Raw genomic sequence first — 25,290 nt, 5'->3', positions numbered from 1 at the left:
CCTATGCGCTCCACACCTCCCCCGGCGCCTTTGAGCCACCCCGGCTGGCAGCTCATCCCCGGCCAGCTACTTGGGTTGGCGTTAGTGATCTTGGTCGCCCTCGGCCTCGGCAGTATGTTGATAACCGCAGGCGGCCTTGATCTCTCGACGGTATTCAACAGTCGCTATTTGCGGGGTGTGGTGTGGTTTACGGTATGGCAGGCCATGCTGTCTGTCTTGCTCAGTCTTGCACTGGCACTCCCTGTCGCCCGTACTTTGGCAAGATACCGGCGTTTTCCGGGCCGCTCGGCATTACTCCGGGTGATGGAACTCAGTTTAGTGCTGCCCACCATCGTAGCGGTGTCCGGAATTATCGGAGTTTACGGTCGCCAAGGCTGGGGTACCGGTTTACTGAACGAATGGTTCCCCGGGCATGGCTGGAACCTCTATGGACTGAACGGCATATTGCTGGCGCACATTTTCTTCAACGCCCCTCTGGCCGCACGAGTGATGCTGCAATCACTCGAAACAATACCGCCTTCTCGCCTGCGGATCGCCTCGCAACTTGGACTTCGGGGCTGGTGGCTGTGGCGCTCGGTTGAGTGGCCTGCCCTTCGCCCCGTGTTGCCGGGATTAAGCGCTCTGGTTTTCACTTTATGTTTTACCAGTTTCGCCATCATCATGACGCTCGGCGGCGGTCCCGCGGCTACCACACTGGAAGTGGCGATTTATCAAGCGTTGCGATTTGAATTCGATTTTCCACAAGCAGCGGTTCTAGCGGTTATACAACTTCTGATTTGCGGCGGGCTATGGTGGTTAGTCTTCCGCCAACGGCTGGAATCGTCCCTATTACCGAACAGGCAACTCTCGCACTCAGTTCCCCTGAAGCCCTGGCCAGCCCAACACTTACTTTCTGCGGCCCTGCTGCTTGTGTTCAGCCTATTCTTGCTGCTGCCATTACTCGCCATCGGCATTCGCGGCTTACCCGCACTGCTGGCGTTGAATACTGCCCACTCAATATACGAACAACTCTTGCCCGCAACCGGGCGAAGCCTGTTGATTGCCTTGCCAGCCGGGTTTGGTTCGGTTGCCGCGTCATTAATGATTTTGGCTTCCATCAACAAAACCAAAAATCCAATTATGAAAGCCATTCCTACAACGACGGGCTACTTGCCGTTGATTGTCCCGCCCATCGTGCTCGGGACCGGACTGTTCCTGTTGCTTCGCCCGGGCCTTGGCAACCACACTCAGGGATGGGTGTTAGTCGCTTTAATCAACAGCTTGATGGCGCTTCCCTTCGTTATTCAGATTCTACGTGGCCCACTGAACGGTCTGGACAGCCATTCCCTTCGTGTAGCAGATCAATTGGGCATACTGGGCTGGTACCGCTGGCGCCGGATTTATTGGCCCTTGTTACGCCGCCCGATGGCACTGGGTCTGGCGTATGGCATTGCGCTTTCGATGGGGGATTTCGGGGTAATCGCACTCTTTGGAAGTCCCGGCCAACCAACATTGCCTGTTTTGCTATACCAACAACTGGGCAGTTATCAGGTATCCGCAGCCGCCGGCACCGGGTTATGGTTACTAATGTTACTGGTGTTTATTTTCGGCCTACTCTCCGCCATTGGCCGCCCGCCCGCGCACCTTCAAAAAAAACGATTGCCTGAAGCCGCTCTGGAGCCCAAGCATGTTTGATGTGAAACACCTGTGTTTTCGCTACCCGGGTCAAACCGACGGCTGGGAGTATCACTTTTCCCTGGCGCCCGGCCATTGTGTGGCGATTCATGGTGCCAGTGGCAGTGGCAAAACCACACTACTGAATCTGATTGCCGGTTTCCTCCAGCCCGATTCAGGAACAATCCATTGGGAAGGAAAGGCCATTGAGCAACTAGAGCCCTGGAACCGTCCAGTGACCACCGTGTTTCAGGAACACAACCTGTTTGAACACCTGGACGTTGCTACCAACATTGGCCTGGGGCTTCATCCGGGCTTAAAGCTAACCCCTGAACAAACCAAGGAGATACAACAGGGGCTTGAGCGCACCGGGCTTGCAGCTTTTGGAACGAGGATGCCCGGCGATCTTTCCGGCGGGCAAAGACAGCGAGTGGCATTGGTGAGAGCGATTCTTCGTCGACAACCGTTGCTGCTTCTGGATGAACCGCTGACGGGCTTGGACACTGAGGCAAAAGCCAGCCTGAGATCCATGCTGTTGGAAGAAAAGTCACGGGGAGTCGCCTTGATTCTCGCCAGCCACGACGAAGATGACCGAAAGTTATTGGCAGACCACTACTGGAATCTCTAAGCTTGGAGTGAACTGTTACAGGGCTGGTTTTATTCAGTGGCGATCCATTCCGGACATCCTTCGACATCACCAGAGCAAGCCGCAGGCTATGTTGAGCTTAGCGGCGCATCATTGGTGCTCAGTGGCGACTGGACGTTATCTCATTACACTGCCCTATCCCGCCTGATCCAAACCGCTCAAGAGAACGACCTCTCTAACGTCACACTGGATGTCTCGGGACTTACTCGAGTGGATACCGCAGGCGCTTCCTTACTTGTGAAGCTGGCGGGAAGCTCAGCGTTGGTTGAGGCACTGGACAACTCCGATGTTGCCACCGAACAACAAGCGCTAATTACCGCGGTTGCTTCAGCCATGGAGGCCGAGGTTTTCCGCCCTCCCAAGGTAAACCCGATACTCGGCTTTCTGGCAGATATCGGCCAGAAAGTGACTGCCGTAGCCCACCTACTCTGGCTTTTAGCCGGCTTCATTGGTGAAACCCTGTCCACGCTGTTTTACATATTGCCACGGCCAAGTCGCTGGCGTTTCACGTCGTTTGTGGCTGCCGTGCACGACACCGGGCTCAACGCCCTGCCCATTGTGGCGTTACTCACCTTTCTAGTAGGCTCTGTCGTCGCCTTTCTGGGCGCGACCGTGTTGCAGGATTTTGGTGCAACCATCTACACCGTGAACCTCGTAGCGTTTTCGTTCCTTCGTGAATTTGGTGTGCTGTTGGCCGCGATTTTATTAGCCGGCCGCACCGCCAGCTCTTTTACCGCACACATCGGTGCCATGAAGGTCAACGAGGAATTGGACGCCATTCGCACGCTGGGCCTGAACCCCGTGGAATTACTGGTCGTTCCCCGGGTATTGGCGATGATGGTGAGCCTACCGGTACTGACGTTTGTTGGCATGATTTCAGGTTTGATCGGCGGCGCGGTGGTGTGCGCCATTACGTTGGACATTCCACCGAGTCAATATATGGCAATCGTTGAAAGGGACATCGGCTTAACGCACTTTTTGGTGGGCATTGGCAAAGCCCCGGTATTTGCATTTCTCATCGCGGTCATCGGCTGTCTCGAAGGATTCAAGGTTTCTGGCAGTGCTCAATCCGTGGGAGAGCACACCACTTCAAGCGTGGTGCAGTCGATTTTCATGGTGATTCTATTGGATTCCATCGCCGCGTTGTTTTTTATGGAAATGGGCTGGTAGCGTATGACCGAACCTCTTGCGCAGCGTCATGCCCCGGGCAAGCCGATCATTCAAGTACGGGGCTTGCGTAATCGCTTTGGTAGCCATGTCGTTCACGATGACCTGGATCTCGACTTATATGCGGGCGAGATCTTGGGTGTGGTTGGCGGCTCAGGGACCGGCAAATCGGTTCTTTTGAGAACCATCGTGGGGCTGAATACACCGAGCGCCGGCCATATCCGTGTTTTCGATGTGGATCTGACCGAGCTGTCAGCCACGGAGCGCTCGTTATACGAGCAACGTTTCGGGGTGCTTTTTCAGGGCGGCGCCTTGTTTACATCACTGAATCTGGTCCAGAACATCTCGGTGCCCCTGATGGAGCACGCAGGGCTGCGGCGGGCTGAGGCGGAAGAGCTAGCCCGCATGAAACTCGCGCTTACCGGATTAGCCCCCGAAGCCGCCTTGAAATACCCGTCCGAGCTGTCCGGAGGCATGGTAAAGCGCGCGGCGCTGGCTCGCGCCCTAGCGCTGGACCCGGAGATTCTGTTTCTGGATGAACCAACCGCTGGCCTGGACCCTATTGGCGCGGCTGCATTTGACGGGCTGATCGTTACTCTGAGCAAGGCGCTGGGGTTAACGGTTTTCTTGGTCACCCACGATTTAGACACGCTCTACTCGACCTGTGACCGTGTGGCGGTGTTGTCGCAACGAAAAGTTTTGGTCGCCGACACCCTTGACCGAGTTGCCCAAACCGATGACGCTTGGGTGCAGGAGTATTTTCACGGCCCCCGGGGGCGGGCAGCCATCGCCGCCGGAAGCAAGCTGGCACAACAGGAGTTCAGTTAATGGAGCCAAAGGCCCACCACGTTGTTATTGGATTTTTCACGCTGGCAGCGGTGGCGGCCGCCCTTCTGTTCGCGCTGTGGCTTGGAAAATCCTCTGCCGACCGGGAATGGGCCTACTATCAGATTGGCTTTGACCACCCTGTCAGCGGTCTGACCCAAGGGAATCCGGTTCTTTACAGCGGCATTCAGGTAGGCGATGTTCTGGACCTCACGCTGGCGCCGGATAACCCAGCCCATGTTCGAGTGCTGGTTCGTGTTCACAAGGAAGTTCCCGTTCGCAAGAACACCAAAGCGGGGCTGATATTGGCAAACATCACCGGTAGCATGAGCATCCAATTTACCGGTGGCACACCTGAAAGCCCCCAGGTTCAGGGGGACCGTGATAATCCGCCATTAATTCTCGCGGAACCATCGGCACTAAACAACCTGCTGAATAACGGCGAGGCCCTGCTCGCTCAGGCAGAACGGCTTCTCACCAACATGAACCGCTTACTGGCTACCGAGAACGTCGATAATGTCTCGGCCCTGCTTGGCAACGCACGAGAGGCAAGCGAGTCTCTCCTCGCCAACCGTGAAGCACTTATTGCGCTGATGGAACAATTTAATACCGCCGCAGTACGGGCAGAGGAAGCGGCTATAAAGGTCTCTGGCGTCTCCGACAATACCCGCGCCGTACTCAACAACCAGGTTGTTCCGGTGCTGGGCGCAATGGATACTGCAATCTCAACCCTGCAGCCCTCTCTGGAACGCGTCAACCGGATCACCGCCAACAATGAGCACGCCTTGGATTCGGGGCTTCAAGGGCTGTCACAGCTTGACCCTGCACTGAGAGAGCTTAGAACCACCTTGCGCACCCTGAACAACCTGACACGCAGGCTCGAGCAAGACCCAGCAGGCGCTCTATGGGGCCGGTCAACCATCAAGGAGTTTGAGCAATGAACACTGGTCTGGCCCGGCTTGCTGTCGTTACGACAGTGTTGACCACCACCGCTTGCACCGTTATTCCCCGGCCTGAACCACCCCGAGTGATGAGTTTGGCGGGTGTACCATCGCAAGCAACATTCGACCAAGCGTTACCGGTCAATATTCGCGTTGTTACGCCATTGGCTTCCGATCCGGTGGACAGCTCCAGCATTCTGATAAAGCCCACACCTTACGAGTTCCTGGTATACAAAAAAGCCCGCTGGAGAGACAGCTCACCGGTGGTGATCCGCGACCATCTAGCTCAACACCTGCGGAACAGCCAGGGGTTCCGAAACATTGTGGTCGACACCAGTGCGGCAACAACCGGGCTAACCCTGTTAACGGAACTCTCGGCGTTTCACGTAGACCAGAAGTCCAATGAGTATCAGGTAACCCTCCAGTTACACGCCGAACTCACCGGGAACCGCAGCAGCGAGAGTCTGTGTATCAACAACTGGGCGATTGAAGAACCGTCTGCAGGCGCTGATCTGGATTCAGCGGTGGAAGCGTTTTCCCGGGCGGGCAACCTTCTGGCTTATGAACTTACTGAGTGGCTGTGGAGCTGTGTTCAACAGGCACAGTAAATCGGCCCTAAGGAAAGCGAGTTTAAACCTCGCCACTTTCCTTAGCCGCCTCACCCGCTTTCGGGAACAGGTCGTCCCAAGCAGCATGCAAGTATAGGTACATCGACCACAGCGTCAGTACAGCCGCCACATACAACAACCCGATTGCCACGTCAGCCAGAAAATTCCCCGGCGGGAACGCGAGCAAACCAACAATGGCTGAAATCTGAGCCGTGGTTTTGATCTTACCGATATAAGAAACCGCCACACTGCCACGGCTGCCGATTTCGGCCATCCATTCCCGCAAAGCGGAAATCACGATTTCACGGCCGATAATGATCGTCGCTGGGATGGTCAACAAGACTGCCGAATATTCTTCAATCAAAACTGCCAGCGCCACAGCCACCATCAACTTATCCGCGACCGGGTCCAAAAACGCACCGAACGGTGTACTTTGGTTCAGTCGCCGCGCCAGATAACCATCCAGCCAGTCCGTAATCCCTGCCAGTGCAAAAATCGCTGCACTCGCCATGTAGCTCCAGCTCGCGGGTAAATAGAAAACCACCACGAACACCGGGATCATCACGATGCGAGACAGGGTAATCAGGTTTGGTAAATTCATGGTGTTCCTATTCGTTATGCAGTGCTGCGTAAATGGTTTCGGCCAAGGCTTTGCTGATGCCTTGCACCTTAGCAATCTCATCCACTCCGGCTTTTTGGATACCCTGTATACCACCGAAGTAACGTATCAATTCTCGCCTGCGCTTAGGTCCTACGCCTTCGATACCCTCCAGGGTGGACTGCCGGCGTTTTTTATCCCGACGCGCCCGATGGCCGGTAATCGCGAACCGATGCGACTCGTCACGTATGTGCTGAATCAGGTGCAACGCCGGTGAATCGGCTGGAACCCTAAAGACTACGTCGGTCATCGCATCGATCAATTGTTCCATGCCAGCCCGTCGAGTGACACCCTTAGCCACACCAATTAACGGAATATCTGAAATTCCCAGTTGTTCAAACACTTCCCGTGCAATATTCAACTGGCCTTTACCGCCATCGATAAATACTAAATCAGGCTTTTTACCTTCGCCATTAGCTAATCGGCGGTAGCGACGGGTTAGAACCTGTCTCATAGCGGCATAGTCATCACCGGCTTTCACGCCTTCAATGTTGTACAACCGATAGTCGCTTTTAAGAGGGCCATTCTCGTCGAAAACCACACAGGATGCGACGGTATTTTCCCCGTGACTGTGGCTGATATCAAAACATTCCATCCGACTGGGCGTTTCGGCTAGTTCAAGCAGGTCCCGCAATGCCAGCAATCGGCGATAGACCGTCTCCTTGCTGGCAAGGTGGGTCAGAAGCGTCTGTTGAGCGTTGGTCATGGCAAGCTCAAGCCAGCGTTTCCGTTCACCCCGCACATTACCTCGAACTCGGGTTTCGCGGTTTGCAGCTTCCGACAGCGCTTCGGCCAGAAGTTCCTGGCCCTCGACTTTCACCGGCACCAAGATATCGTTCGGAATTTCCCGGCGGGTGTCACCGCCAAAATAATACTGACCCAAAAACGATGCCAACAACTCGCCGTCAGTCTGTTCCAAAGAAAACTTCGGAAAGTAATCTTTGGTGCCCAAAACGCGACCGCCCCGCACGATGATCACCACGATACACACGACGCCGGCTTCCTGAGCAACCGCAATCACATCGGCATCACCGCCCTCACCATCAACCGACTGCTGCTCTTGAACATGGCGCAAGTGGGTTACCTGATCGCGATACGTGGCAGCCTTCTCGAACTCAAGTTTTGAGGATGCCTCCTCCATTGCGCTCATCAAATCGCGAATGATCGCGGGGTTCTTGCCTTCCAAAAACATGGTGGCTCGCCGGATGTCCTGCCGGTACTCCTCTGGGCTAATGTACTCAACACAAGGCGCGGTGCACCGGTTAATCTGATACTGAAGACAAGGTCTATTTCTGTTTTTAAAATAGCTTTCATTACATGATCTTATCTTAAATACCTTTTGTAGAATATTAAGACTTTCCTTGACCGCGCCGGAGCTGGGAAAGGGCCCGAACCAGGTCCCGCCCCCTTTTTTCGTCCGACCTCGGCGAAAGGTCAGAGACGGGTAATCGTCGTGCGATGAAAGGTAAATATAGGGGTAAGATTTGTCGTCCCGAAGCAGAATGTTATAGGGCGGCCTCAGGGACTTGATGAGATTCTGCTCAAGCAGAAGGGCTTCGGTTTCGCTGCCGGTGACGGTAATTTCAACGGATTGAATCTTGCCGACCAATGCTTCGGTTTTGGGCGCCAAACCCGTTTTTCGGAAGTAACTGCTTACGCGGTTTTTCAGATTTCGTGCTTTACCGACATACAGGATGGCCCCTGCACTATCGTACATACGATAGACACCGGCGCGTTCAGAGAGTTGTTTCAGGAAGCTTTTGCTGTCGAACTCCCCGAGGCTGTGGTTTGGTTCAGACGGTGTCGGCATCCAGCAATCCAAGCCGTACTGCCATCAGAGCCAATTCTACATCGCTGGATATCTCGAGCTTTTCGAAAATCCGGTAGCGGTAACTGTTCACGGTTTTCGGGCTCAAGCAGAGCTTATCAGAAATATCCTGAACCTTCTGACACTCCACCACCATCATGGCAATCTGCATTTCCCGTTCTGACAAACGTTCAAACTTTGACAGCTCGCCATCCTCATCCCGATCCCCGCCACCCAGGGAATTCAGCGCCATTTTCTGAGCAATTTCAGGGCTAATGTAGCGCTGACCGGAATGGGCTTTACGAATGGCACGCACCATTTCCTGGATATCCGCGCCCTTGGTGATATAAGCCGCAGCGCCGCTTTGCATCACGCGAGCCGGGTATGGATCGTCTGCGCAGGCGGTAACCACAATGATTCGAATAGAATCATCCAACCTGATAATCCGGCGTGTGGCTTCCAGGCCGCCAATACCCGGCATGCGAATATCCATCAGAACGATATCCGGCCGCGCATTGCGAACGAAATCAATCGCATCTTCACCCGAAGACGCCTGACCGATCACATCGAGGTCAGGATTGTCAGCCAACATACGGGTAATACCGGAGCGTACCAACTCGTGGTCATCAACAACCAGAACCCTGATCAAAGCTCACCTCACCAACAGGAAATAAATAACGCGTATTAATTGTACCGATTACCGAATCCATCGCATAGGCAAGGTGCTCAAAACCTTGGCATACGTCAAACCTTACAACGCGAAGTTTAGTGCGTCAGACCGGGGAGCCCAAGCTTGCCGTGTTTTCGACCGGGTCAAACCACACCACAAGTTCCCCCTGACGAATCGCCGAAAGCACGCGGCTGCGCTCTGCCAACGGGTCTTCTGTATCGTTCAATCCGTGGTATCGGGTGCAATACTCCTCAGCTAGCCCTTCAAGCTGGTCCTCAGTGAGTAAGCTGGCTTCCACGATAAACTTTTCCTGACGCGGATCCGGCTCAGGTCCACTGGCATAATTACTCATCATCAATCCTTTAACGCTACCTTCAAAACCCGCAAGCAATTCATTATCATCGTGCCTTTCACAAAGTTTGGATGCTAATGAATCAGAACGTTTTCAAGCTAACACTACCTATCTTGTTTGGCTACCTGCCGCTGGGGATGGCCTTCGGCGTGTTGTTCGCCACACAACTGGATTACGCATGGTGGATAGCCCCCCTGATGGGCCTTGTTATCTACGCAGGCGCGGGGCAAATCCTCGCCGTCAGTCTGCTGGCAGTCAATGCCGGGCTAATAGAAGTGGCCGTCGCTATGCTGGTTCTCAATGCCCGTCATTTATTTTACGGCCTGTCTTTGCTTGGGCAATTCCGTGGTGCGGGCTGGCGTAAAGGGTACCTTATTTTCGGACTTACCGACGAGACCTATTCGCTACTCACTAGCAGGACTCGTTCAACGGATACTCGCCGAGAGCAGGAGATCGATTTTCGCATTACCGCCTTCAATCAACTGTATTGGATTGCTGGCTGCACACTGGGCGCCCTCTTAGGCGAATGGGTCGCGTTTAACAGCACCGGTATCGAGTTCGCTCTCGTCGCCCTGTTTATCGTACTGACCATCGAGCAATTCAAAGCCTTGGGAAACGGCTTTCCGATCTGGACCGGTGCTTTGGCTGCAGGCGTTGCCATGCTGCTAATACCCGCTACACACCAGCTGATTGCCGCTATCGCTATTGTTACCGCCGTGCTGCTCCTGCAGTACCGTTACCAGCGCCCTTCCGTTCTGGAGCCAGAGGTCAACCATGAGTGAAAGCTATTATCTGGTCGCGTTTGTTGCTGTCACTGCTTTAGCCACCTTCGCCACCCGCGTGGTCCCTTTTCTGTTTTTCGAGCGCCATACCGAGCACCCGCTTATCAAACACCTCGGGCGTTTTTTGCCAGCAGCGGTTATGGCTCTTTTGGCCACGGTGTTTTTACAGCGGTCGGGTAACTGGAACTCAGGAATGATAGGATTAGACGCCCTGATACCGGGCTTGCTCGTCGTGGCGGTTCACCTTTGGCGAGGTAATGCGTTGCTGTCAATTGCGACAGGCACCATCGCCTACATGGCTATCCAGCAAACCGGAGTCGTTGCTGCGGGGCTCTGATTAAACCTTGCCTTCTACGTTTGCCACCAGCCGGGAATCTTCAAGTGCGGCTGTTTTGTGCTTGAGAACCCCTTTGTAATCGGGGTTTTCGATCATAGCAAGAAAGGCATCCGTCGAGGGGTATCGTACCAGTAACACCTGATCCCAGGCTTCGTCCGGCGGCGCAATCAAAGAACCAACGCTACGACCTGACCAAATGACTTCGGCTCCGACAGCTTTGACACATTCGGCCGCTTCTTTCATGTAACGTTTGTAGGCATCACGGCCGGAGCATTCTTCACTTTCATCCTGGTATTCCGCTCGGTCACGGAATCGCAGTAAGTTAAGCATGACTACCGGTTGATCTTTAGGAGTTTCCTGCAGGATCTGTTTCAGCTCTTCCTGAGAGGGGTCGACGGTCGTCATAAGTGTCCTTATTCATTTGTGATAGGGGAGCCACGCTTCCCACGTACCATCGCACAATAAACCAAAATGCCCGGCCATGCACATGGATACATTTTTGATGATGGCCTCTGCCGTCCAAAGCATCGGGCGGGCTTGCACACAAATCTAACGGAAGATCTGACTAACAAGGGTCTTTTTAATCACCAACGATATGCCGAGAGTACTGTACTTTGAGTGAATTACTAGCCACGTTCAGCTATACACTGGAAACCACCCTGCCTGTCTTTGCCATGGTTTTCCTTGGACTCGGGCTCCGCCGGATCGGCTGGATTGACCAGAACTTCATTTCGACCGCGTCGGCACTGGTGTTCAAGGCCACCTTACCTACCCTGATTTTCCTTGCCATCATCAAAGCCGACTTAAGCGCCACACTGAACGTCAGCATGCTGCTGTTTTACTTAGCAGCCACACTTGGGAGCTTTATTGCAGCCTGGCTTTGGGCCATTCGACGTGTACCCAGAGATGACCGCGGAGTTTACGTGCAAGGTGCGTTTCGAGGGAATTGCGGCATTGTTGGCCTGGCGCTAGCCGCCAACCTCTACGGAGATTACGGCCTCTCAGCCGGGGGGATATTACTCGGCCTGGTCATCATTTCCTACAACATACTGTCGGTCGTGGTGCTGCTTGCGTACCAACCCGGCAAAGAAATGAATGTTTCCACAACTCTGCGAGACATCATACGCAACCCTCTCATTATCGCCGTGGTGATCGCAATCCCCTTCGCTGGACTGGAAGTAACGCCACCAGAGTGGGTGATGACCAGCGGCGACTACTTCGCCTCGCTCACCCTTCCACTCGCCCTACTTTGCATTGGCGGCGCCGTATCATTGAAATCGATTCGGAACGACAGCGGGCCTGCTCTGGGCTCTGCGATGTGGAAGATGGTAACCCTGCCGGTCGCCTGTACTTTCGCAGCATGGCTGCTGGGATTCGAAGGGCGCGAACTGGGGCTGATGTTCCTCTTCTTTGCCAGCCCAACGGCTGCGGCCAGCTTTGTGATGGTGAAGGCGCTGGGAGGCAATGATCGCATGGCGGCCAACATTATCGCCCTGACGACATTGATGGCGAGCGTTACAGTAACCCTTGGAGTTTTCGCCTTAAGGACCACCGGGTTAGGTTGAAGCAACCTGGGTCTTACTCACAAACAAAAAACCCCAGCATGCCTGCTGGGGTGTCGTATTGGCTGAGAAGGACAAAGTTTATCCGTATACATCGTACCGGCCTCAATCACCTTCTCATCACCTCTGCGCAGGGCTTCTATCTCAATTAAGTTGCGCCATGCCCGCCCGTGCCGTTTCGTATTCATCTTTAAGAGTTGCCACAACGTTCGAAACAGTTGTGAGCTTGTTTATTCCTCCGACACCCTGGCCAGCGCCCCATATATCGCGCCATGCCTTGCTCTTACTACTTCCCTTAGAGCCAAAGGACATTTTACTTTTATCCGACTCTGGCAAGTTATCCGGATCCAGCCCGGCATTTTCTATACTGCCTCGGAGGTAATTACCATGAACCCCCGTGAACAAATTGGAGTAAACCACATCAGAGGCAGAGGAACTCACAATCATATCTTTGTAACCCTGATCCGCATTGGCTTCTTCAGTGGCGATAAAGCGGGTACCCATATACGCCAAATCTGCCCCCAACACTTGCGCACCAAGAATGTGATTACCTTTAGTGATGGAGCCACCGAGGATAACCGGGCCGTTATAGAAGCTGCGAATTTCGGTCAGCAATGCGAAGGGGCTTAAGGTACCAGCATGTCCACCCGCACCGGCGGTCACCAGGATCAACCCATCAACCCCCGCAGCAATTGCCTTCTTTGCATGCCGCACGTTAATCACATCGTGAAAGACTAACCCGCCATAGCTATGCGCCGCCTCAATAACCATTGAGGACGCCTGCAAGCTGGTTATGATGATAGGAACCTGGTGCCTGACGCAGACCTCCATATCCTGCTTTAACCGATCATTAGAACCATGACAAATTTGGTTAACCGCGAAAGGCCCAACCTTGGCCTCCGGGTTTTCCTCTTGATAGGCCGCCAGCTCCGTTTTAATCTCGGTCAACCATTCATCCAGCTTTTCTGCAGGCCGCGCGTTCAGCGCTGGAAATGAGCCCACAAGACCAGCCTTGCACTGCTCAATGACCAATTTCGGAGTGGAAATTATAAACAATGGAGAGCAAATCACTGGCAATGTCAGTTTATCTTTAAGCACATCGGGAAGACTCATCTCAATACTCCATTTATTATTGATTCATTTTTAAAGTTCATAAGAGCTCAGCCCACTGTCAGGGAAAAATACAGATGAACCTCTCCGTTGCGTAATAGCTTGCTATTATTCTCTATTACGCATTTATTTAACGGACTTTAAATTTAGGCGAACTGCTGCTTTAATTTCTTTTTTGATATCTTTCCGTTTTCATCTCTCGCCATATTGTCAACAAGGGTGATTTCGCGGGGCACCTTATACTTTGCCAGCCGACTCTCAAGGTGCTTTCTGATCGCGGAGACCGTGTCAGATGCTGGATTTTGGAACTTAATCAATCCCAATAGTGATTCGCCAAACTCTTGATCTGGAACGCCGATCACAGCGCAATCCTGAACACCATCGACTTCCAGTATTGCATGTTCTATTTCAGCAGGATAAATATTGACGCCTCCTGAAATCACCATATCGGAGATGCGGTCACAGACATATAAGTAACCGTCTTCATCGAAATACCCGACATCGCCAACCGTTACAAGATCACCGTATGCGGATTCATCTCTGGCTTTCTGATTATTCTGATACGTAAAATCCGGATAGGCTGGCTGGCGCCCGTATATAACGCCAGCTTCACCGCTAGGGCATTCATTACCATTCTCATCAATGATTTTTATATCAGCCCCAACCACTGGCTTACCGACACTACCCGGCTTTTTAAGTACGTCCTCAGGTTTCTGAATTGTCAGCATGCCAGTTTCACTGGAAGCATAAGTTTCATAGATGACCGGGCCCCACCACTCAATCATCGATGCTTTAACCTCAGGTGCACAAGGCGCCCCTGTTGAAGCCACAAAATTGACTGATGAAATGTCGTAACGTTGCTTGATCTCATCCGGCAGTCGCAACAACCTCACATACATAATCGGGACTAGGTAAACCGTGGTAATTTTATGCGCTTCAATCAGGCGCAAAATATTCTCGGGATCAAAGCCCTGAGTGAGCACCAACAACTCGCCAAACAGTATGGTCTGCTGGGTCATATTATTAGGTGCGCTATGATAAAGCGGAGCAGGCATCAAAACCCGGACCCCCTCCTTGACCCCCCAGCCTTCCTCAGAGAGCTCCTTGATCAAGGGCATTAAAGCAGGGGTAAAAGGCATACGGCGAACACCCTTTGGGTTGCCCGTGGTGCCTGACGTGTAGGGCATCATCCCGCGGGGCTCGCGCGCGGGGCCTTCATACGGAGGCTGCTGGACCAACCACTGATCGTAATCCTGCTGCGCGCCGCTATTGGAATCCACCACCAGGACAGGGATGCCCTCAGGAATAATCGATTCAACCTCGCTTAGGAATTCCGCCTGAATAACGATGGCTTTTGCATTTGAGTCAGTCAGAATATGAAGCGCTTCCCCGGCTTTGAAGTGCCAGTTAATCGCACAGTGGTAGATCCCGATTGTGCGGCAAGCAATCATGACATCGATGAAGGCTGGATGGTTTCTCATCATGACAGCGACAACGTCACCTTCATTCAAGCCAAGTGCGGTCAGGCCACCTGCCAGTTTAAGCCCTCGCTGTTGTACTTCAGACTCCGAGTGAGCTTTGTCTTCAAAGATGAGCTTAGCTGTCATTTTCTATCCTGTTATTTTGGTTATCCAGATTTTATATGGCGGTGCCTTAAGCGACGGCGACCTGCGCAAACACTCTATGCCACCCCCTGGCACTCGACAATGCACAAAACATAGCCCACACTGTTGCATTATCTGCAACAATCTGGAGCAACCATTGGAGATCAAGGACTTAGAGGCCCTGGTTGCCATTGTCGAGTCTGGCAGCATGAGCGCCGCGGCCCAGCGAATGAATACCAGCCGTTCAAACATCAGCCGCCGGCTTAAAAAGCTGGAATCGGATCATCGCGTACAGCTTCTCAGAAGAACCACGCGCAGGCTGGAGCCGACAGAAATCGGCTGGGCTATGTATGAACATGCGGTCAAAGTCACCCAGGAACTGTCAGCACTCGAAGCTACGGTTCTGGATATGGGTCGAAACTTAAGGGGCCATGTGAGAGTCAGTGTTCCAATCGGTCTTGGGCAGCTAACACTGGGGCCCGCCCTGCTTGAGTTCAGTAAAGCGCACCCGGGTGTAACAATGGAGCTTACGTTCAATAACCGAATCTACGACCTACTCGACGAGGAGGTGGATATTGCCATTCGGGTTGCCAACTCGCCTCCCGAACACTACGTGGCCCGCGAGCTTTCACGTATCGAGTGGGTTCCGTGTATCTCTCCTGACTATATCGAGCAGCGCGGCAGCCCAGCAACGCCTTCGGAACTCACCGAGCATGACCTGGTGACACCGCCGGTCCGGCACAACCGACTGACCCTTAGCTTTTTCTCGCAACAGTCGCACGAACGGCATGTCGTGGATCTATTGCCGAAGTTGCAGTGCGCCGACATGAATTTTCTCAAGCGATCCATTATTTCGGGTAATGGTATCGGCGTGCTGCCTTATTACCTGATCAGTGAAGAGCTTAATTCTGGCGCGCTGGTGAGATCGCTCGAGGGATTTGATTCAGACCCGGAAATGTGGGGTAACAAGATGTTTCTGATCACAGCCCCGAGCCTATACCCTTCCCAGACAGTCAGATCTTTGATGGACTTTATCAAGCAGGCCTTTTCAGAAAATGGCGCTGTAGGAAAGATGCTGAAGGGGCAGTTTAACGACGCCTAAGACTAACCAGGAAGACGGGAATCTTCCCGTGGTATGTCCCAATAAAAAAAAGGTCCTGATTTTTACAAATCAGGACCTTAATTTGGCGGAGAGGGAGGGATTCGAACCCTCGATACGCTATTAACGTATACACACTTTCCAGGCGTGCGCCTTCAGCCACTCGGCCACCTCTCCAATAAACTGTTTCAAATCAGCGACGTCGTCGCGCATTTGAGGGCGCAAACTTTAATTGTTTTGACCGCGTTTGGCAACCGTATCTGTGAAAATCACTGAAATTTTATTTAGAACCATCCGGCACGCCCTATTAGCCCGGTAATTTCGCTATGCTTAACAACCTTAGACCCGCCTATTTTGGAGAAAGATGATGCTGATGAAAGCCACGCAATCCACCCTACTGCTGATCGACGTACAAGAGAAACTGATGCCGGCGATCAGCCAGGGCGAGGAAGTGGTTGATCGCTGCACAACATTAGCGATCATTGCAGGCCTCCTTGAGGTACCTGTGATTGGCACTGAACAGCTGCCCGAAAAGCTGGGCCCGAATGTCGAATCGGTTCGTGAGCTATGCAACAACACCATCGGTAAAACACACTTTGACGCCTGCCCTGACGACCTCATCGATGAACTACCCGAAGGCCGCCAGCAGATTGTTATTGGCGGATGCGAAACCCACGTCTGTATGCTGCAGACCGCTTTAAGCTTACTGGATGCTGGTTACAAGGTTTGGGTCGTTGCGGATGCCACTGGTTCGCGGAATGACTTCGACCGGGATGTCGCCCTCGACCGCCTTCATCAAAGCGGAGCGCGGATCGTGACAACCGAGATGGTGGCCTTTGAATGGATGGGCGACTGCAAGCATCCACGCTTCCGCGACATTCAAGAACTGATCAAATAACCAGTAAAGAGCGCCCTTATGCTGAACATGGACTTTTCCCAACGCGTGGTCATTCGCACTCACGAGCTTGACTGGACACCCAGCCCTGCTGCCGGAGTGGAGCGCAAGCCCTTGGCACGCGAGGAAGCGGAACGCGGGCATGCAACCAGCATCGTGCGATACACACCGGGCGCTTCGTTTAGCCGGCACGAACACCCGTTGGGCGAAGAGATCCTAGTGCTTGAGGGCGTTTTCTCCGACGAAAATGGCCACTACCCGGCCGGAACTTATCTCCGAAACCCACCGGGAAGCGGCCACGCACCCTTCAGCAAAGAAGGTTGTACGCTACTGGTTAAACTGCACCAGTTTGACCAGCGTGATCGCACAACAATCTGCATCGATACCACAACGGCCGAGTGGTTACCCGGTATCGGCGGATTGAAAGTCATGCCCCTGCACGATTTCGAACACGAACACGTTGCACTGGTGAAATGGCCACCCAACGAAGTATTCCAGCCACATCGGCATTTTGGTGGTGAGGAAATTCTGGTGTTATCGGGCGAGTTTTGCGACGAAAACGGCCGGTACCCGAAAGGAACTTGGATGCGCTCACCACACATGAGCCAGCACCATCCTTTTGTGGAAAAAGAAACCGTAATTTGGGTAAAGACTGGCCACCTGCCACTGGAATAAACCCGTGGCATACACCCGGATCACACCGAAGCTATTTTTTGCGGTAAATAATACCCGGCTGGCACTGCACCATCTCGTACAGATCCGGCAAGCCATTTAGAGACTCCGACGCCCCAAGAATAAGGTAGCCACCTGGATTCAACGCTCCGTGCAGGCGAGTCAGGATGCTTTTCTTCGATTCTGCCGAAAAGTAGATCAACACATTGCGGCACAGAATAATGTCGAATTTTCCGAGCATATACCTTTCGAGCAGGTTCAGCTCTTTAAACTCAACCATCGCCTTGATTTGATCATTAATCTGCCAGCCACCGTTCACTGACGGCTTGAAGTAGCGTTTCTGGCGCTCCGGTGACAAACCGCGACCGATCGCGATCATTTCATATTCGCCCTTACGTGCGACTTCCAGAACACTTTTGGAGATATCAGTCGCCGTTATACGAACGTCCCGAAGCTTGCCCGGGCGTGTCTGCCGAAACTCATCGAGCACCATGGAAACCGAGTATGGCTCCTGCCCCGTTGAACACGCAGCCGACCAAATCCGCAGGGGCTGTAACGATTTACGTTCAGCAAACTCCGGCAGCAATTTATCCTGAAGAATACGGAACGGATGATTATCCCGGAACCAAAGCGTCTCATTGGTGGTCATCGCGTCAATCACCACTTCGCGAAGCCCCATACGTCCGGACTTCTTCAGTCGCTCGAGAAGTTCTCCAAGAGAGCTCAAACCGTTATCTTCAAGAATTCTTCGCAGCCGGCTTTTGACCAAATACTGCTTGTTATCACCCAGCAAAATGCCACACGCATCCTGCAAGAACGTTTTGAATTCTTCGTATTCCCGAGGCGTTATTTCCGCGTTCATTGCATCTCTATCATGGGTAAAACGGTTAACCGAGACATCAATCCTGACCAATCAATTCCATCACGCGCTCAGCCAGTTCGTCTGGGCTGAATTTTGCCATAAAATCATCTGCGCCCACCTTCTGTACCATAGCTCGATTGAAGACACCGCTCAGCGATGTATGCAACATGATGAAGGTATCTTTCAGCAGGGGGTCTTCTTTAATTCGAGTGACCAGCGTATAACCATCCATCTCGGGCATTTCCACATCGGAAATAATTAACGATAGATGGTCTCGAATTGATGAACCATCTTGGGTAAGGCTTTTCATGTACTCCAGCGCTTGCCTGCCGTCATTATGGGTGACGACGTCCATACCAATCGCGGTCAGACAACGGCTGATTTGGCGCCGAGCTACGGCGGAATCGTCCACAACCAGAACAGGGAGAGACTGCTTTGCTTGGGCCGCGCTCCGCGTGACAAGCTCTTCATTTACGTCCTCACGAAGCGGAGAAACTTCTGAAAGAATCTTCTCTACATCAATGATTTCAACGAGCTTTTCATCAACATTGGTAACCGCGGTCAAGTATACATCTTTGCCTGCCCCTTTGGGCGGCGGCATGATGTCTTCCCAATTCATATTTATAATTCGATCCACGCCAGACACCAGAAATCCTTGGGTCTTGCGATTGTATTCCGTGATGATCACAAAGCTTGTGGCCAGTTGCTCCTGAGGCAGCCCGGGCAATCCGATCGCCATGCTCATGTCGACAATAGGAATGGTCTCGCCGCGAATATGAGACACCCCGCGCACAACGGCACGACTGTTAGGAATAGAAGACAGTTTTGGGCACTGCAGAACTTCTTTCACTTTGAAGACGTTAATCCCGTACACCTGTCGGCCACGTAGCCGAAATAGCAACAGTTCGAGCCGATTCTGGCCGACCAACTGAGTGCGCTGGTTAACGTTTTGAAGTACCCCTGTCATGACGCTCTACTCCTAGGATGCCTAAACCGGCACTGATTTTGCTTCGTAGCTAAAAGACTCTGAATTCAGGCTTAGTGTAACGGCCATACGCCCAGATTCTTAACTTTTTTTAAAGGGCGACAGACATACCGACAGCATAGGACAAGGCACCCCAGATGCGTACCCTCTTATTTCTCACACTGAGCCTATTCCCCAGCGCGTCCATCTTCGCCGAACAGGCCACGACTGCCAGCGATATTCAGCAAATGGCAGAGCGATTTCTGCAAACCTGGGCTGACAAACAACAGCAGCTAAACCGGCGCATTGAGTATCAAATTGGCAATGTCGACCGGCGCCTAAAACTGGCCCCCTGCGAAGGAGAGCCGGAACTGAGTTTCGTGAGTGATCCCCTGCGAACGCCCAGCCCCTCCATACTGATCAGCTGCGCCGGGGAGCGCCCATGGCGCATGTATGCCACGGCATCTGTCGAGATATACGGCTCAGCGATCGTTGCGGCACGCCCTTTAACTCGGGGCGAACGATTAACCAGCGCAGCCCTGACCACGAGCGAAGTTCAGCTAAACGCAAGCCGCCGGGGCACACTCACCGACATGCAAACGATTCAGGGAATGATGATTCGCCGCCCCGTTAAAACCGGCACGGTCCTTACCCCGGACTTACTGGAAGCCCCTGACGCCATCGAACGGGGCGACCATGTTATTATCGTTGCCCGATCCGGCTCCTTCTCGGTCAGCTCCCGCGGTAAAGCTCTGGGCAACGCGAGCATTGGGGAGCAAGTGCTGGTGGAGAACCTTCGTTCTGCACGCACACTTAAGGCGACGGTAGTCGCTCCAGGACGTGTCGAGATTCCTATGCAATAGCGCTCGACGACTGAGCGGAATTTTTTTTCCTAAATAGACTAAAGTACGGCAACGTCTTGCCGTTAAACAGATATAAACCCGATTCCGCCACTACCAAAAGTGGCCACAGGCAAATAGGTACTTTTATGTCAGTTGACTTAAATGGAATTGGCCCAGGCCAGGTCAACACCACCAGAACCCCGGCTGACAAAGCGGCGAACAGCGCAAACTCTGCGTCGCCAGCAGCCGATCAAGCCAAGGCGCAAGGCCCAGCCGCTCGTGGCGAAAACGTTAGCCTCAGCAGCCAAGCAAAAAACATGAAGCATCTTGAGGAAAAGCTGGGCGACTACCCAGAGATGGATGACGATCGCATCGCGCAAATCCGCTCAGCGCTGGATAACGGCACCTATAAGATCGACGCAGAAAAACTGGCCCAGAAAATGCTTGAGATGGATGAAAGCATTTTTGGGTGAGTAGAGTATGGCCGCTATCGATGAATTGAAGACCCTTCTTAGTGAAGACCTCCGCCAGCTAGAAGGTTTGGCGGATCTTCTCCTACGTGAGAAGCAGGCATTATCCTCCCCGGATATTAGCCCCCTTCAAGAGCTGACGAACGAAAAGAACCAGATTCTTGGCGCTATTCGTGATCGAGCTCGTCAGAAGATCCACTTGCTTGTTAGCATGGGCTATCGCCCCGAATCTGGTGAGCCCTCTCGCTTTATTCGGGCAGGCGGAATGGATGAGTTGTATCAGTTGTGGAAAGCCGCCGATCAAAAGCTTCGGGAGTGCCAGACACTGAACCAGAACAACGGCCGGGTCCTCAGTCATCTACAAAAACGCCTCGCGCGCGTGACTGACATTTTCCGCGGCGCCTCCAGCCAGCAAAAGCTTTACGGCGCTCAGGGCCAGCAAACCACCGTCTCAAGCGGCACTGTTTTCGCCAGCGCTTGATTCTTGTGGCTAGAAAGTAAAATGCCCGGGACTATTGCCGGGCATTTTACGTTAGAACACGACGATCGGCTGTTAACGGGTATAGATCGTCATCTTGGAATCGGGATGAAACCGAATATCCTGAATACTGACATTTCCCATAGATGCCTCATGACCACCTGCCACTCGGATGCTATCCATCCTGATTTCCTCAATCCGCTCGGGCAACGTCAGCGTTATCGCTCCATCATCACGGATAGTATATCGATCTTCACCTTCACGATAACGCACACCGGAAATCGTTAGATCAGAATCAAGGAAACTCAAAACAGGCACAAACACGTTCGCCGCTAACCGCACGCCCTCAACCGCATCAAGGCCAACCTCATCAGCGCTACCAGCCACTACTTTTCCCGGCATAACGGCGACCTTTTGAATGCGATCCAGCAGACCCATGCTTCGCTGGCCCGACACAACCGACATCTCGTCTTCCGATAACGGAGCAAAACCCTGGCCCTCGTACAACTGCCCTGCACTCGCTGTAGCAGCCAATTCGTTATCATCGGTGGTCGTCGCAGCAAAAGAGACCAGCGGTTGAAAGGGAAGAGCCACCATCGTCACCAGTGCCGCCGTATTGCGATATCGAGACTGGTGTTTCAATACCCGAATCAGATCTTTTTCAGTAATACAGCCGGATGCAATCAAAACCTCACCCAAGCGCTGCCCAGAGGCTTGCTGAAGCTTCAGCGCACTATCAAGTTCTAACTCGGATAAACACCCCCGATTGATCAACAACCGGCCAAGCCGTGACTTTTCCTCAAATCCTTTTTGGACTTTCACTCGTGTTCTCCTGTGTTCGCTATGAACACCGTACAACCAGGCCCGGCATTGTGATTTTGTTCAACCTATTGCCAGCCTAGCTGAGGAACGTTTTACCTACTGTTTGCTTTTGCTCTTATCGCGGTAAAGATCTGTTAATATCGTGAACTGCTTTGTAGCGCATCCGATTATGTCAGCTATTCCGACACTCACTGAAACAAAGAGCAGCCTTTAAATGACAAACTTCGTAAAACAACAATCCCTTGTGATTTATGCCGCATTGCTGGTTATCTCGGCACTTATGTTTTCCAGCACAGCGCACGCTGACAGCAACAATGAGTTACCCAAAGTACGGTTCGTAACCTCCGAAGGGGCATTTGAAATCCTGTTGCGTCCGGATGTTGCCCCCAAGACAGTCGAAAATTTCTTAGGCTATGTAAAAGACGACTTCTACAACGAGACCATCTTTCATCGTGTCATTGCTGGTTTTATGATCCAAGGCGGCGGTTTTAACGCTGACATGAGCAGAAAACCCACAAAACCCGCCATCGTTAACGAAGGCAGCCAAACCTTGCCAAACCTGCGTGGCACTATCTCAATGGCCCGCACCAACGACCCCGACTCTGCCACATCGCAGTTCTTCATCAATGTTGCGGATAACGACTTCCTGAACGCGGGAGTGCGCGGCGCCGGTTATGCGGTCTTCGGTAAAGTGACTCAGGGTATGGGCGTTATCGACAAAATTGCCTCTGTGCAGACCGGGCGCAAGCGCGGCATGGCCGACGTTCCGCTCTCCCCGGTGGTCATTCAAAGTGTGACCAAGGTTACCGCTGAAGACTGATGGCCATAACCGGAACCCTAAAACCGCCGGCCACAGAGCCGGCGGAATTGATTTGGCAAGATGGCGTTCCCGAGTCTGCCCGTTTCGGCGATGTGTATTTCAACCGCAATGACGGACTCTCCGAAACCCGTCATGTATTCATCGAACCGACCAACCTGCCTGAACGTTTCGCCAAACTGCCGAGTCATGGTCACTTTGTCATCGCGGAAACAGGCTTTGGCTCGGGTCTGAGCTTTTTGGCTACCTGGGAGGAATGGGCACGGCAAACGGCACAGCATCAGAACACCACACTGCACTTTGTTTCCTTTGAGCGATATCCGCTAACCCAGGAAGAACTGAAGCTCGCTTTAGCGCGCTGGCCAGAACTTGCCCCCTTGGCAGAACAACTGATCAGCCACTATCCACCGCTAATGAATGGCGTTCACCGGATGGTTTTCGAGGGTGGCCGAATAAGACTCACCTTATATTTTGGCGAGCTTCGCAACGGCCTCGAGCAACTCTCATTCAATGCCGATGCATGGTTTCTCGATGGTTTTGACCCTCAGTACAATCCGGACATGTGGACCGATGGGGTTATCCAAGCCGTACGGGATCACAGCCAGCCAGGTACCAGTCTCTCCACCTTCACCGTGGCGGGCCGAATTCGGCGGTCCCTTGAAGCTGCAGGATTCGAAACGTCAAAGCTACCGGGCTTTGGCCGTAAACGTGAAATGCTATCGGGTACGTTAGCGGCAGCCACCGAGCCCCCTACGTCCGCGATATCGCCCGCCGACACCGTTGCCATCATTGGGGCAGGTATCGCGGGAACGCTTTTAGCCCGTAATCTGGCCGATCGCGGCATCCCTATTCTACTGATCGACAAAGCCGACAGTGCCGGCTCAGCGGCGTCAGGTAACGCCCAAGGCGCTCTGTATGCAAAGCTCGGCATCGAATACAACGCTCAGGCAGCACTGGCGGCAACAGCCTTGAGTTTCAGCCAGCGCTACTATCACCGCTGGCAGGACGATTTTTGGCACCCCACCGGGTTGTTGCAATTGGCCACGACCGACAAAGAAACCGAGCGCCAACGTAAGTTTTGTGAGCGAAACCAGTATCCCGAGAACTTTTTGACCCCTGTGAGCGCGGCGAGAGCCTCAGAACTTGCCGGCATAGACATCCCTGTTACAGGGCTTTGGTTTCCGCAGTCAGGCTGGATAGAACCGGCCAAAGCCTGTGAACGCCTCTCCCAGCACCCTCTGATTACGACGCTGTATGGTTTTGACGTTGCTCAGATTGAGCGCCTCGAACATGACTGGTCTCTCCTGAGCACTCAGGGCAACAAGCACCGGGTTTCGAGACTTGTCATTGCCTGCGGTCATCAAACCGGTGACATTGCCCCGGTGACAGGAACGCTTCGATTAAAGCCCATTCGTGGGCAGGTCACTTATTTACCGGAAGCCACCGTTAATCCGCCAGCAACGGTGATCTGTGGTTCAAAATATTTAAACCCTGTTGCCAACGGGCAAGCAACCACCGGCGCAACCTTCGACATCAGAAATGATAATCCCGAGGTAACCGTCGAAGGCCATCAAGAAAATATGGATGAGCTCCTGCGAATGCTCCCCAACCTTCCTTTGAAGCAGGCTCCTTCGGCCGAAGGACTCAAGGGCCGTGTAGCCTTCCGTTGCACCACCCATGACTACCAACCCGTGGCCGGGGAACTGCGAACGGAATCTGGTGCCAAAGTTGAAGAGGCGTATCTATTTACGGGGCTTGGCAGCAAAGGCCTGGTTTGGGGGCCGTTACTCGCGGAATATCTGGCGGACTTGATAACCGGGCAACCGCCCTGCCTACCCAGTGATCTTGCCCGACGGGTGGATACTCTGCGCCTGTACCCTAAACCTGAGTCGTAGCAATGGAGCAGTATCACTGAAGTTTTCGGCGGCGGGGCCGATAAACAGTTAATGAAGCTCACAGGGATATGGTCCAACGGCCATAATAGGTGTTGTTATGTCTATTCATGTAAGTGAACCGGGCCGCCCCATTGGCACTCGTCTTCCGGAGGTATTTCGGAACCGCACGGTTGGTGAAGTCACTGAACTTGAGCCCTCCAGCGCGCTCTCGAATACTCACAACGAAGCGACGGACGCGGAATTTCAGCAGGCGGCGAACAGCGGCCGGCACAGGGCGCTGCAACAATATGGCACTGTCGCGGCAGGAGAAAGAAAAGAAGAGAGAGTTTACCTTCCGGTATCGGAGATCGCGTCACCGGCGCAATACGCTGTGTCGGCGACCGCCACCATGAGCCAAGCTTTAGCCGTCATGGAAGACAATGCCGTACACCACTTAGTCGTGATGTCGGATGACAACATTGCGGGGTTAATCGATTTTAAATGGCTACTGACGTGGATACACGAGAACCGTGCTGAAGCCGATACCCAAAGCCTGCTCAACATCGAGCTGCCCGCATTTCTGACCGCATTCCCCGAGACAGACGCACACCAACTCGCTCGGTTAATGCTTGCCCACCGCCTCAATGCAGCGCTTATTGTAGACGCTTCTAGCGGCCAGCCTTCCGGCATTGTCACAAGCACTGATTATTTGAAACTCTATGCCAGCGCGAGCCGACAGGAGGGAGCCGTCTAGGCCCCCTCTTTCCTGCGTT

Annotated in this window: 28 protein-coding genes and 1 tRNA gene; 18 read left to right on the top strand and 11 right to left on the bottom strand. The window is 53.2% G+C overall.

Annotation, left to right across the window (positions count from 1 at the left end):
• The first annotated feature begins 3 nt into the window (after positions 1-3).
• The 6 genes from thiP (at position 4) to VOI14_RS12045 (ending at position 5,840) form a co-directional block, all read left to right on the top strand.
• Positions 4-1,674 (top strand): thiamine/thiamine pyrophosphate ABC transporter permease, encoded by a 1,671-nt coding sequence (gene thiP / locus VOI14_RS12070; protein ID WP_323752297.1) that lies wholly within the window; start codon positions 4-6, stop codon positions 1,672-1,674.
• The gene (locus VOI14_RS12065; protein ID WP_323752296.1) at positions 1,667-2,281 is read left to right on the top strand and encodes an ATP-binding cassette domain-containing protein; all 615 of its coding nucleotides are present in this window, start codon (positions 1,667-1,669) and stop codon (positions 2,279-2,281) included. Before thiP ends, VOI14_RS12065 begins: the two co-directional genes overlap by 8 nt.
• Before the next feature lie 111 nt (positions 2,282-2,392).
• Positions 2,393-3,469, top strand: a complete 1,077-nt coding sequence (locus VOI14_RS12060) for an MlaE family lipid ABC transporter permease subunit (protein WP_323752308.1) — start codon at positions 2,393-2,395, stop codon at positions 3,467-3,469.
• A 3-nt stretch (positions 3,470-3,472) separates the two neighbouring features.
• On the top strand, positions 3,473-4,294 hold the full coding sequence (locus tag VOI14_RS12055) for an ABC transporter ATP-binding protein (protein ID WP_323752295.1): 822 nt from the start codon (positions 3,473-3,475) through the stop codon (positions 4,292-4,294).
• Positions 4,294-5,232 (top strand): MlaD family protein, encoded by a 939-nt coding sequence (locus VOI14_RS12050; protein WP_323752294.1) that lies wholly within the window; start codon positions 4,294-4,296, stop codon positions 5,230-5,232. Before VOI14_RS12055 ends, VOI14_RS12050 begins: the two co-directional genes overlap by 1 nt.
• Complete coding sequence (locus VOI14_RS12045; protein ID WP_323752293.1) at positions 5,229-5,840, top strand: ABC-type transport auxiliary lipoprotein family protein; 612 nt, start codon at positions 5,229-5,231, stop codon at positions 5,838-5,840. The genes VOI14_RS12050 and VOI14_RS12045 overlap by 4 nt, the downstream gene beginning before the upstream one ends.
• Before the next feature lie 22 nt (positions 5,841-5,862).
• On the opposite strand, the gene pgsA is transcribed toward VOI14_RS12045, so the two are convergent.
• The 4 genes from pgsA to VOI14_RS12025 form a co-directional block, all read right to left on the bottom strand.
• A complete protein-coding gene (gene pgsA / locus VOI14_RS12040) occupies positions 5,863-6,441 on the bottom strand; it encodes a CDP-diacylglycerol--glycerol-3-phosphate 3-phosphatidyltransferase (protein WP_323752292.1) in 579 nt (192 codons plus the stop codon).
• 7 nt (positions 6,442-6,448) lie between these two features.
• Positions 6,449-8,308 carry an excinuclease ABC subunit UvrC gene (gene uvrC, locus VOI14_RS12035; protein WP_323752291.1) on the bottom strand — a complete coding sequence of 620 codons (1,860 nt, stop codon included), beginning with the start codon at positions 8,306-8,308 and terminating at the stop codon, positions 6,449-6,451.
• Entirely contained in the window at positions 8,292-8,954 is a 663-nt protein-coding gene (uvrY, locus tag VOI14_RS12030) for a UvrY/SirA/GacA family response regulator transcription factor (protein WP_323752290.1), read from the bottom strand. The genes uvrC and uvrY overlap by 17 nt, the downstream gene beginning before the upstream one ends.
• Before the next feature lie 124 nt (positions 8,955-9,078).
• Positions 9,079-9,327, bottom strand: coding sequence for a hypothetical protein (locus VOI14_RS12025; RefSeq protein ID WP_323752289.1), 249 nt, complete (start codon positions 9,325-9,327; stop codon positions 9,079-9,081).
• Between the two features lie 77 nt (positions 9,328-9,404).
• Between VOI14_RS12025 and VOI14_RS12020 the strand changes: the two genes are divergently transcribed.
• Together VOI14_RS12020 and VOI14_RS12015 are read left to right on the top strand one after the other, a co-directional pair.
• Entirely contained in the window at positions 9,405-10,109 is a 705-nt protein-coding gene (locus VOI14_RS12020) for an AzlC family ABC transporter permease (protein ID WP_323752288.1), read from the top strand.
• Positions 10,102-10,446: a branched-chain amino acid transporter permease gene (locus VOI14_RS12015; protein ID WP_323752287.1), complete on the top strand. Its 345-nt coding sequence runs from the start codon at positions 10,102-10,104 to the stop codon at positions 10,444-10,446. The genes VOI14_RS12020 and VOI14_RS12015 overlap by 8 nt, the downstream gene beginning before the upstream one ends.
• On the opposite strand, the gene VOI14_RS12010 is transcribed toward VOI14_RS12015, so the two are convergent.
• Complete coding sequence (locus VOI14_RS12010; RefSeq protein WP_323752286.1) at positions 10,447-10,851, bottom strand: DUF1330 domain-containing protein; 405 nt, start codon at positions 10,849-10,851, stop codon at positions 10,447-10,449.
• A gap of 209 nt (positions 10,852-11,060) precedes the next feature.
• On the opposite strand from VOI14_RS12010, the gene VOI14_RS12005 reads away from it, so the two are divergent.
• Entirely contained in the window at positions 11,061-12,011 is a 951-nt protein-coding gene (locus VOI14_RS12005) for an AEC family transporter (protein ID WP_323752285.1), read from the top strand.
• Positions 12,012-12,152: 141 nt separating this feature from the next.
• On the opposite strand, the gene VOI14_RS12000 is transcribed toward VOI14_RS12005, so the two are convergent.
• The gene (locus VOI14_RS12000) at positions 12,153-13,121 is read right to left on the bottom strand and encodes a nitronate monooxygenase family protein (protein ID WP_323752284.1); all 969 of its coding nucleotides are present in this window, start codon (positions 13,119-13,121) and stop codon (positions 12,153-12,155) included.
• Between the two features lie 143 nt (positions 13,122-13,264).
• Positions 13,265-14,725 (bottom strand): AMP-binding protein, encoded by a 1,461-nt coding sequence (locus tag VOI14_RS11995; protein WP_323752283.1) that lies wholly within the window; start codon positions 14,723-14,725, stop codon positions 13,265-13,267.
• Positions 14,726-14,879: 154 nt separating this feature from the next.
• Between VOI14_RS11995 and VOI14_RS11990 the strand changes: the two genes are divergently transcribed.
• On the top strand, positions 14,880-15,824 hold the full coding sequence (locus VOI14_RS11990) for a LysR family transcriptional regulator (RefSeq protein WP_323752282.1): 945 nt from the start codon (positions 14,880-14,882) through the stop codon (positions 15,822-15,824).
• 83 nt (positions 15,825-15,907) lie between these two features.
• On the opposite strand, the gene VOI14_RS11985 is transcribed toward VOI14_RS11990, so the two are convergent.
• A tRNA-Ser gene (locus VOI14_RS11985) sits at positions 15,908-15,998 on the bottom strand.
• A gap of 190 nt (positions 15,999-16,188) precedes the next feature.
• Between VOI14_RS11985 and VOI14_RS11980 the strand changes: the two genes are divergently transcribed.
• Both VOI14_RS11980 and VOI14_RS11975 read left to right on the top strand, forming a co-directional pair.
• Positions 16,189-16,719, top strand: coding sequence for a hydrolase (locus VOI14_RS11980; RefSeq protein WP_323752307.1), 531 nt, complete (start codon positions 16,189-16,191; stop codon positions 16,717-16,719).
• Positions 16,720-16,737: 18 nt separating this feature from the next.
• Positions 16,738-17,391 (top strand): cupin domain-containing protein, encoded by a 654-nt coding sequence (locus tag VOI14_RS11975; protein ID WP_323752281.1) that lies wholly within the window; start codon positions 16,738-16,740, stop codon positions 17,389-17,391.
• A gap of 31 nt (positions 17,392-17,422) precedes the next feature.
• On the opposite strand, the gene VOI14_RS11970 is transcribed toward VOI14_RS11975, so the two are convergent.
• Positions 17,423-18,250 carry a protein-glutamate O-methyltransferase CheR gene (locus VOI14_RS11970; RefSeq protein WP_323752280.1) on the bottom strand — a complete coding sequence of 276 codons (828 nt, stop codon included), beginning with the start codon at positions 18,248-18,250 and terminating at the stop codon, positions 17,423-17,425.
• A gap of 37 nt (positions 18,251-18,287) precedes the next feature.
• Positions 18,288-19,217, bottom strand: a complete 930-nt coding sequence (locus VOI14_RS11965) for a chemotaxis protein CheV (RefSeq protein ID WP_323752279.1) — start codon at positions 19,215-19,217, stop codon at positions 18,288-18,290.
• Positions 19,218-19,372: 155 nt separating this feature from the next.
• Between VOI14_RS11965 and flgA the strand changes: the two genes are divergently transcribed.
• The 3 genes from flgA (at position 19,373) to VOI14_RS11950 (ending at position 21,007) form a co-directional block, all read left to right on the top strand.
• On the top strand, positions 19,373-20,077 hold the full coding sequence (gene flgA / locus VOI14_RS11960) for a flagellar basal body P-ring formation chaperone FlgA (protein WP_323752278.1): 705 nt from the start codon (positions 19,373-19,375) through the stop codon (positions 20,075-20,077).
• Between the two features lie 125 nt (positions 20,078-20,202).
• Positions 20,203-20,529, top strand: a complete 327-nt coding sequence (gene flgM, locus VOI14_RS11955) for a flagellar biosynthesis anti-sigma factor FlgM (RefSeq protein ID WP_323752277.1) — start codon at positions 20,203-20,205, stop codon at positions 20,527-20,529.
• 7 nt (positions 20,530-20,536) lie between these two features.
• Positions 20,537-21,007, top strand: a complete 471-nt coding sequence (locus VOI14_RS11950; RefSeq protein ID WP_323752276.1) for a flagellar protein FlgN — start codon at positions 20,537-20,539, stop codon at positions 21,005-21,007.
• Between the two features lie 72 nt (positions 21,008-21,079).
• On the opposite strand, the gene VOI14_RS11945 is transcribed toward VOI14_RS11950, so the two are convergent.
• Entirely contained in the window at positions 21,080-21,826 is a 747-nt protein-coding gene (locus VOI14_RS11945) for a pilus assembly protein PilB (protein WP_323752275.1), read from the bottom strand.
• Positions 21,827-22,040: 214 nt separating this feature from the next.
• On the opposite strand from VOI14_RS11945, the gene VOI14_RS11940 reads away from it, so the two are divergent.
• From VOI14_RS11940 to VOI14_RS11930, 3 genes are all read left to right on the top strand, one after another.
• Positions 22,041-22,646, top strand: coding sequence for a peptidylprolyl isomerase (locus tag VOI14_RS11940; RefSeq protein WP_323752274.1), 606 nt, complete (start codon positions 22,041-22,043; stop codon positions 22,644-22,646).
• A 5-nt stretch (positions 22,647-22,651) separates the two neighbouring features.
• Entirely contained in the window at positions 22,652-24,538 is a 1,887-nt protein-coding gene (mnmC, locus tag VOI14_RS11935) for a bifunctional tRNA (5-methylaminomethyl-2-thiouridine)(34)-methyltransferase MnmD/FAD-dependent 5-carboxymethylaminomethyl-2-thiouridine(34) oxidoreductase MnmC (RefSeq protein WP_416361421.1), read from the top strand.
• A 97-nt stretch (positions 24,539-24,635) separates the two neighbouring features.
• Positions 24,636-25,271, top strand: coding sequence for a CBS domain-containing protein (locus tag VOI14_RS11930; RefSeq protein ID WP_323752272.1), 636 nt, complete (start codon positions 24,636-24,638; stop codon positions 25,269-25,271).
• Positions 25,272-25,290 lie beyond the last annotated feature (19 nt).

It is taken from the genome of Marinobacter sp. (genome assembly GCF_034669625.1).
In the GTDB taxonomy this organism is placed as follows: Bacteria; Pseudomonadota; Gammaproteobacteria; order Pseudomonadales; family Oleiphilaceae; genus Marinobacter.
Note: the sequence above shows the minus strand (reverse complement) of the source record. Positions and strands in the feature narration are given on the sequence as shown.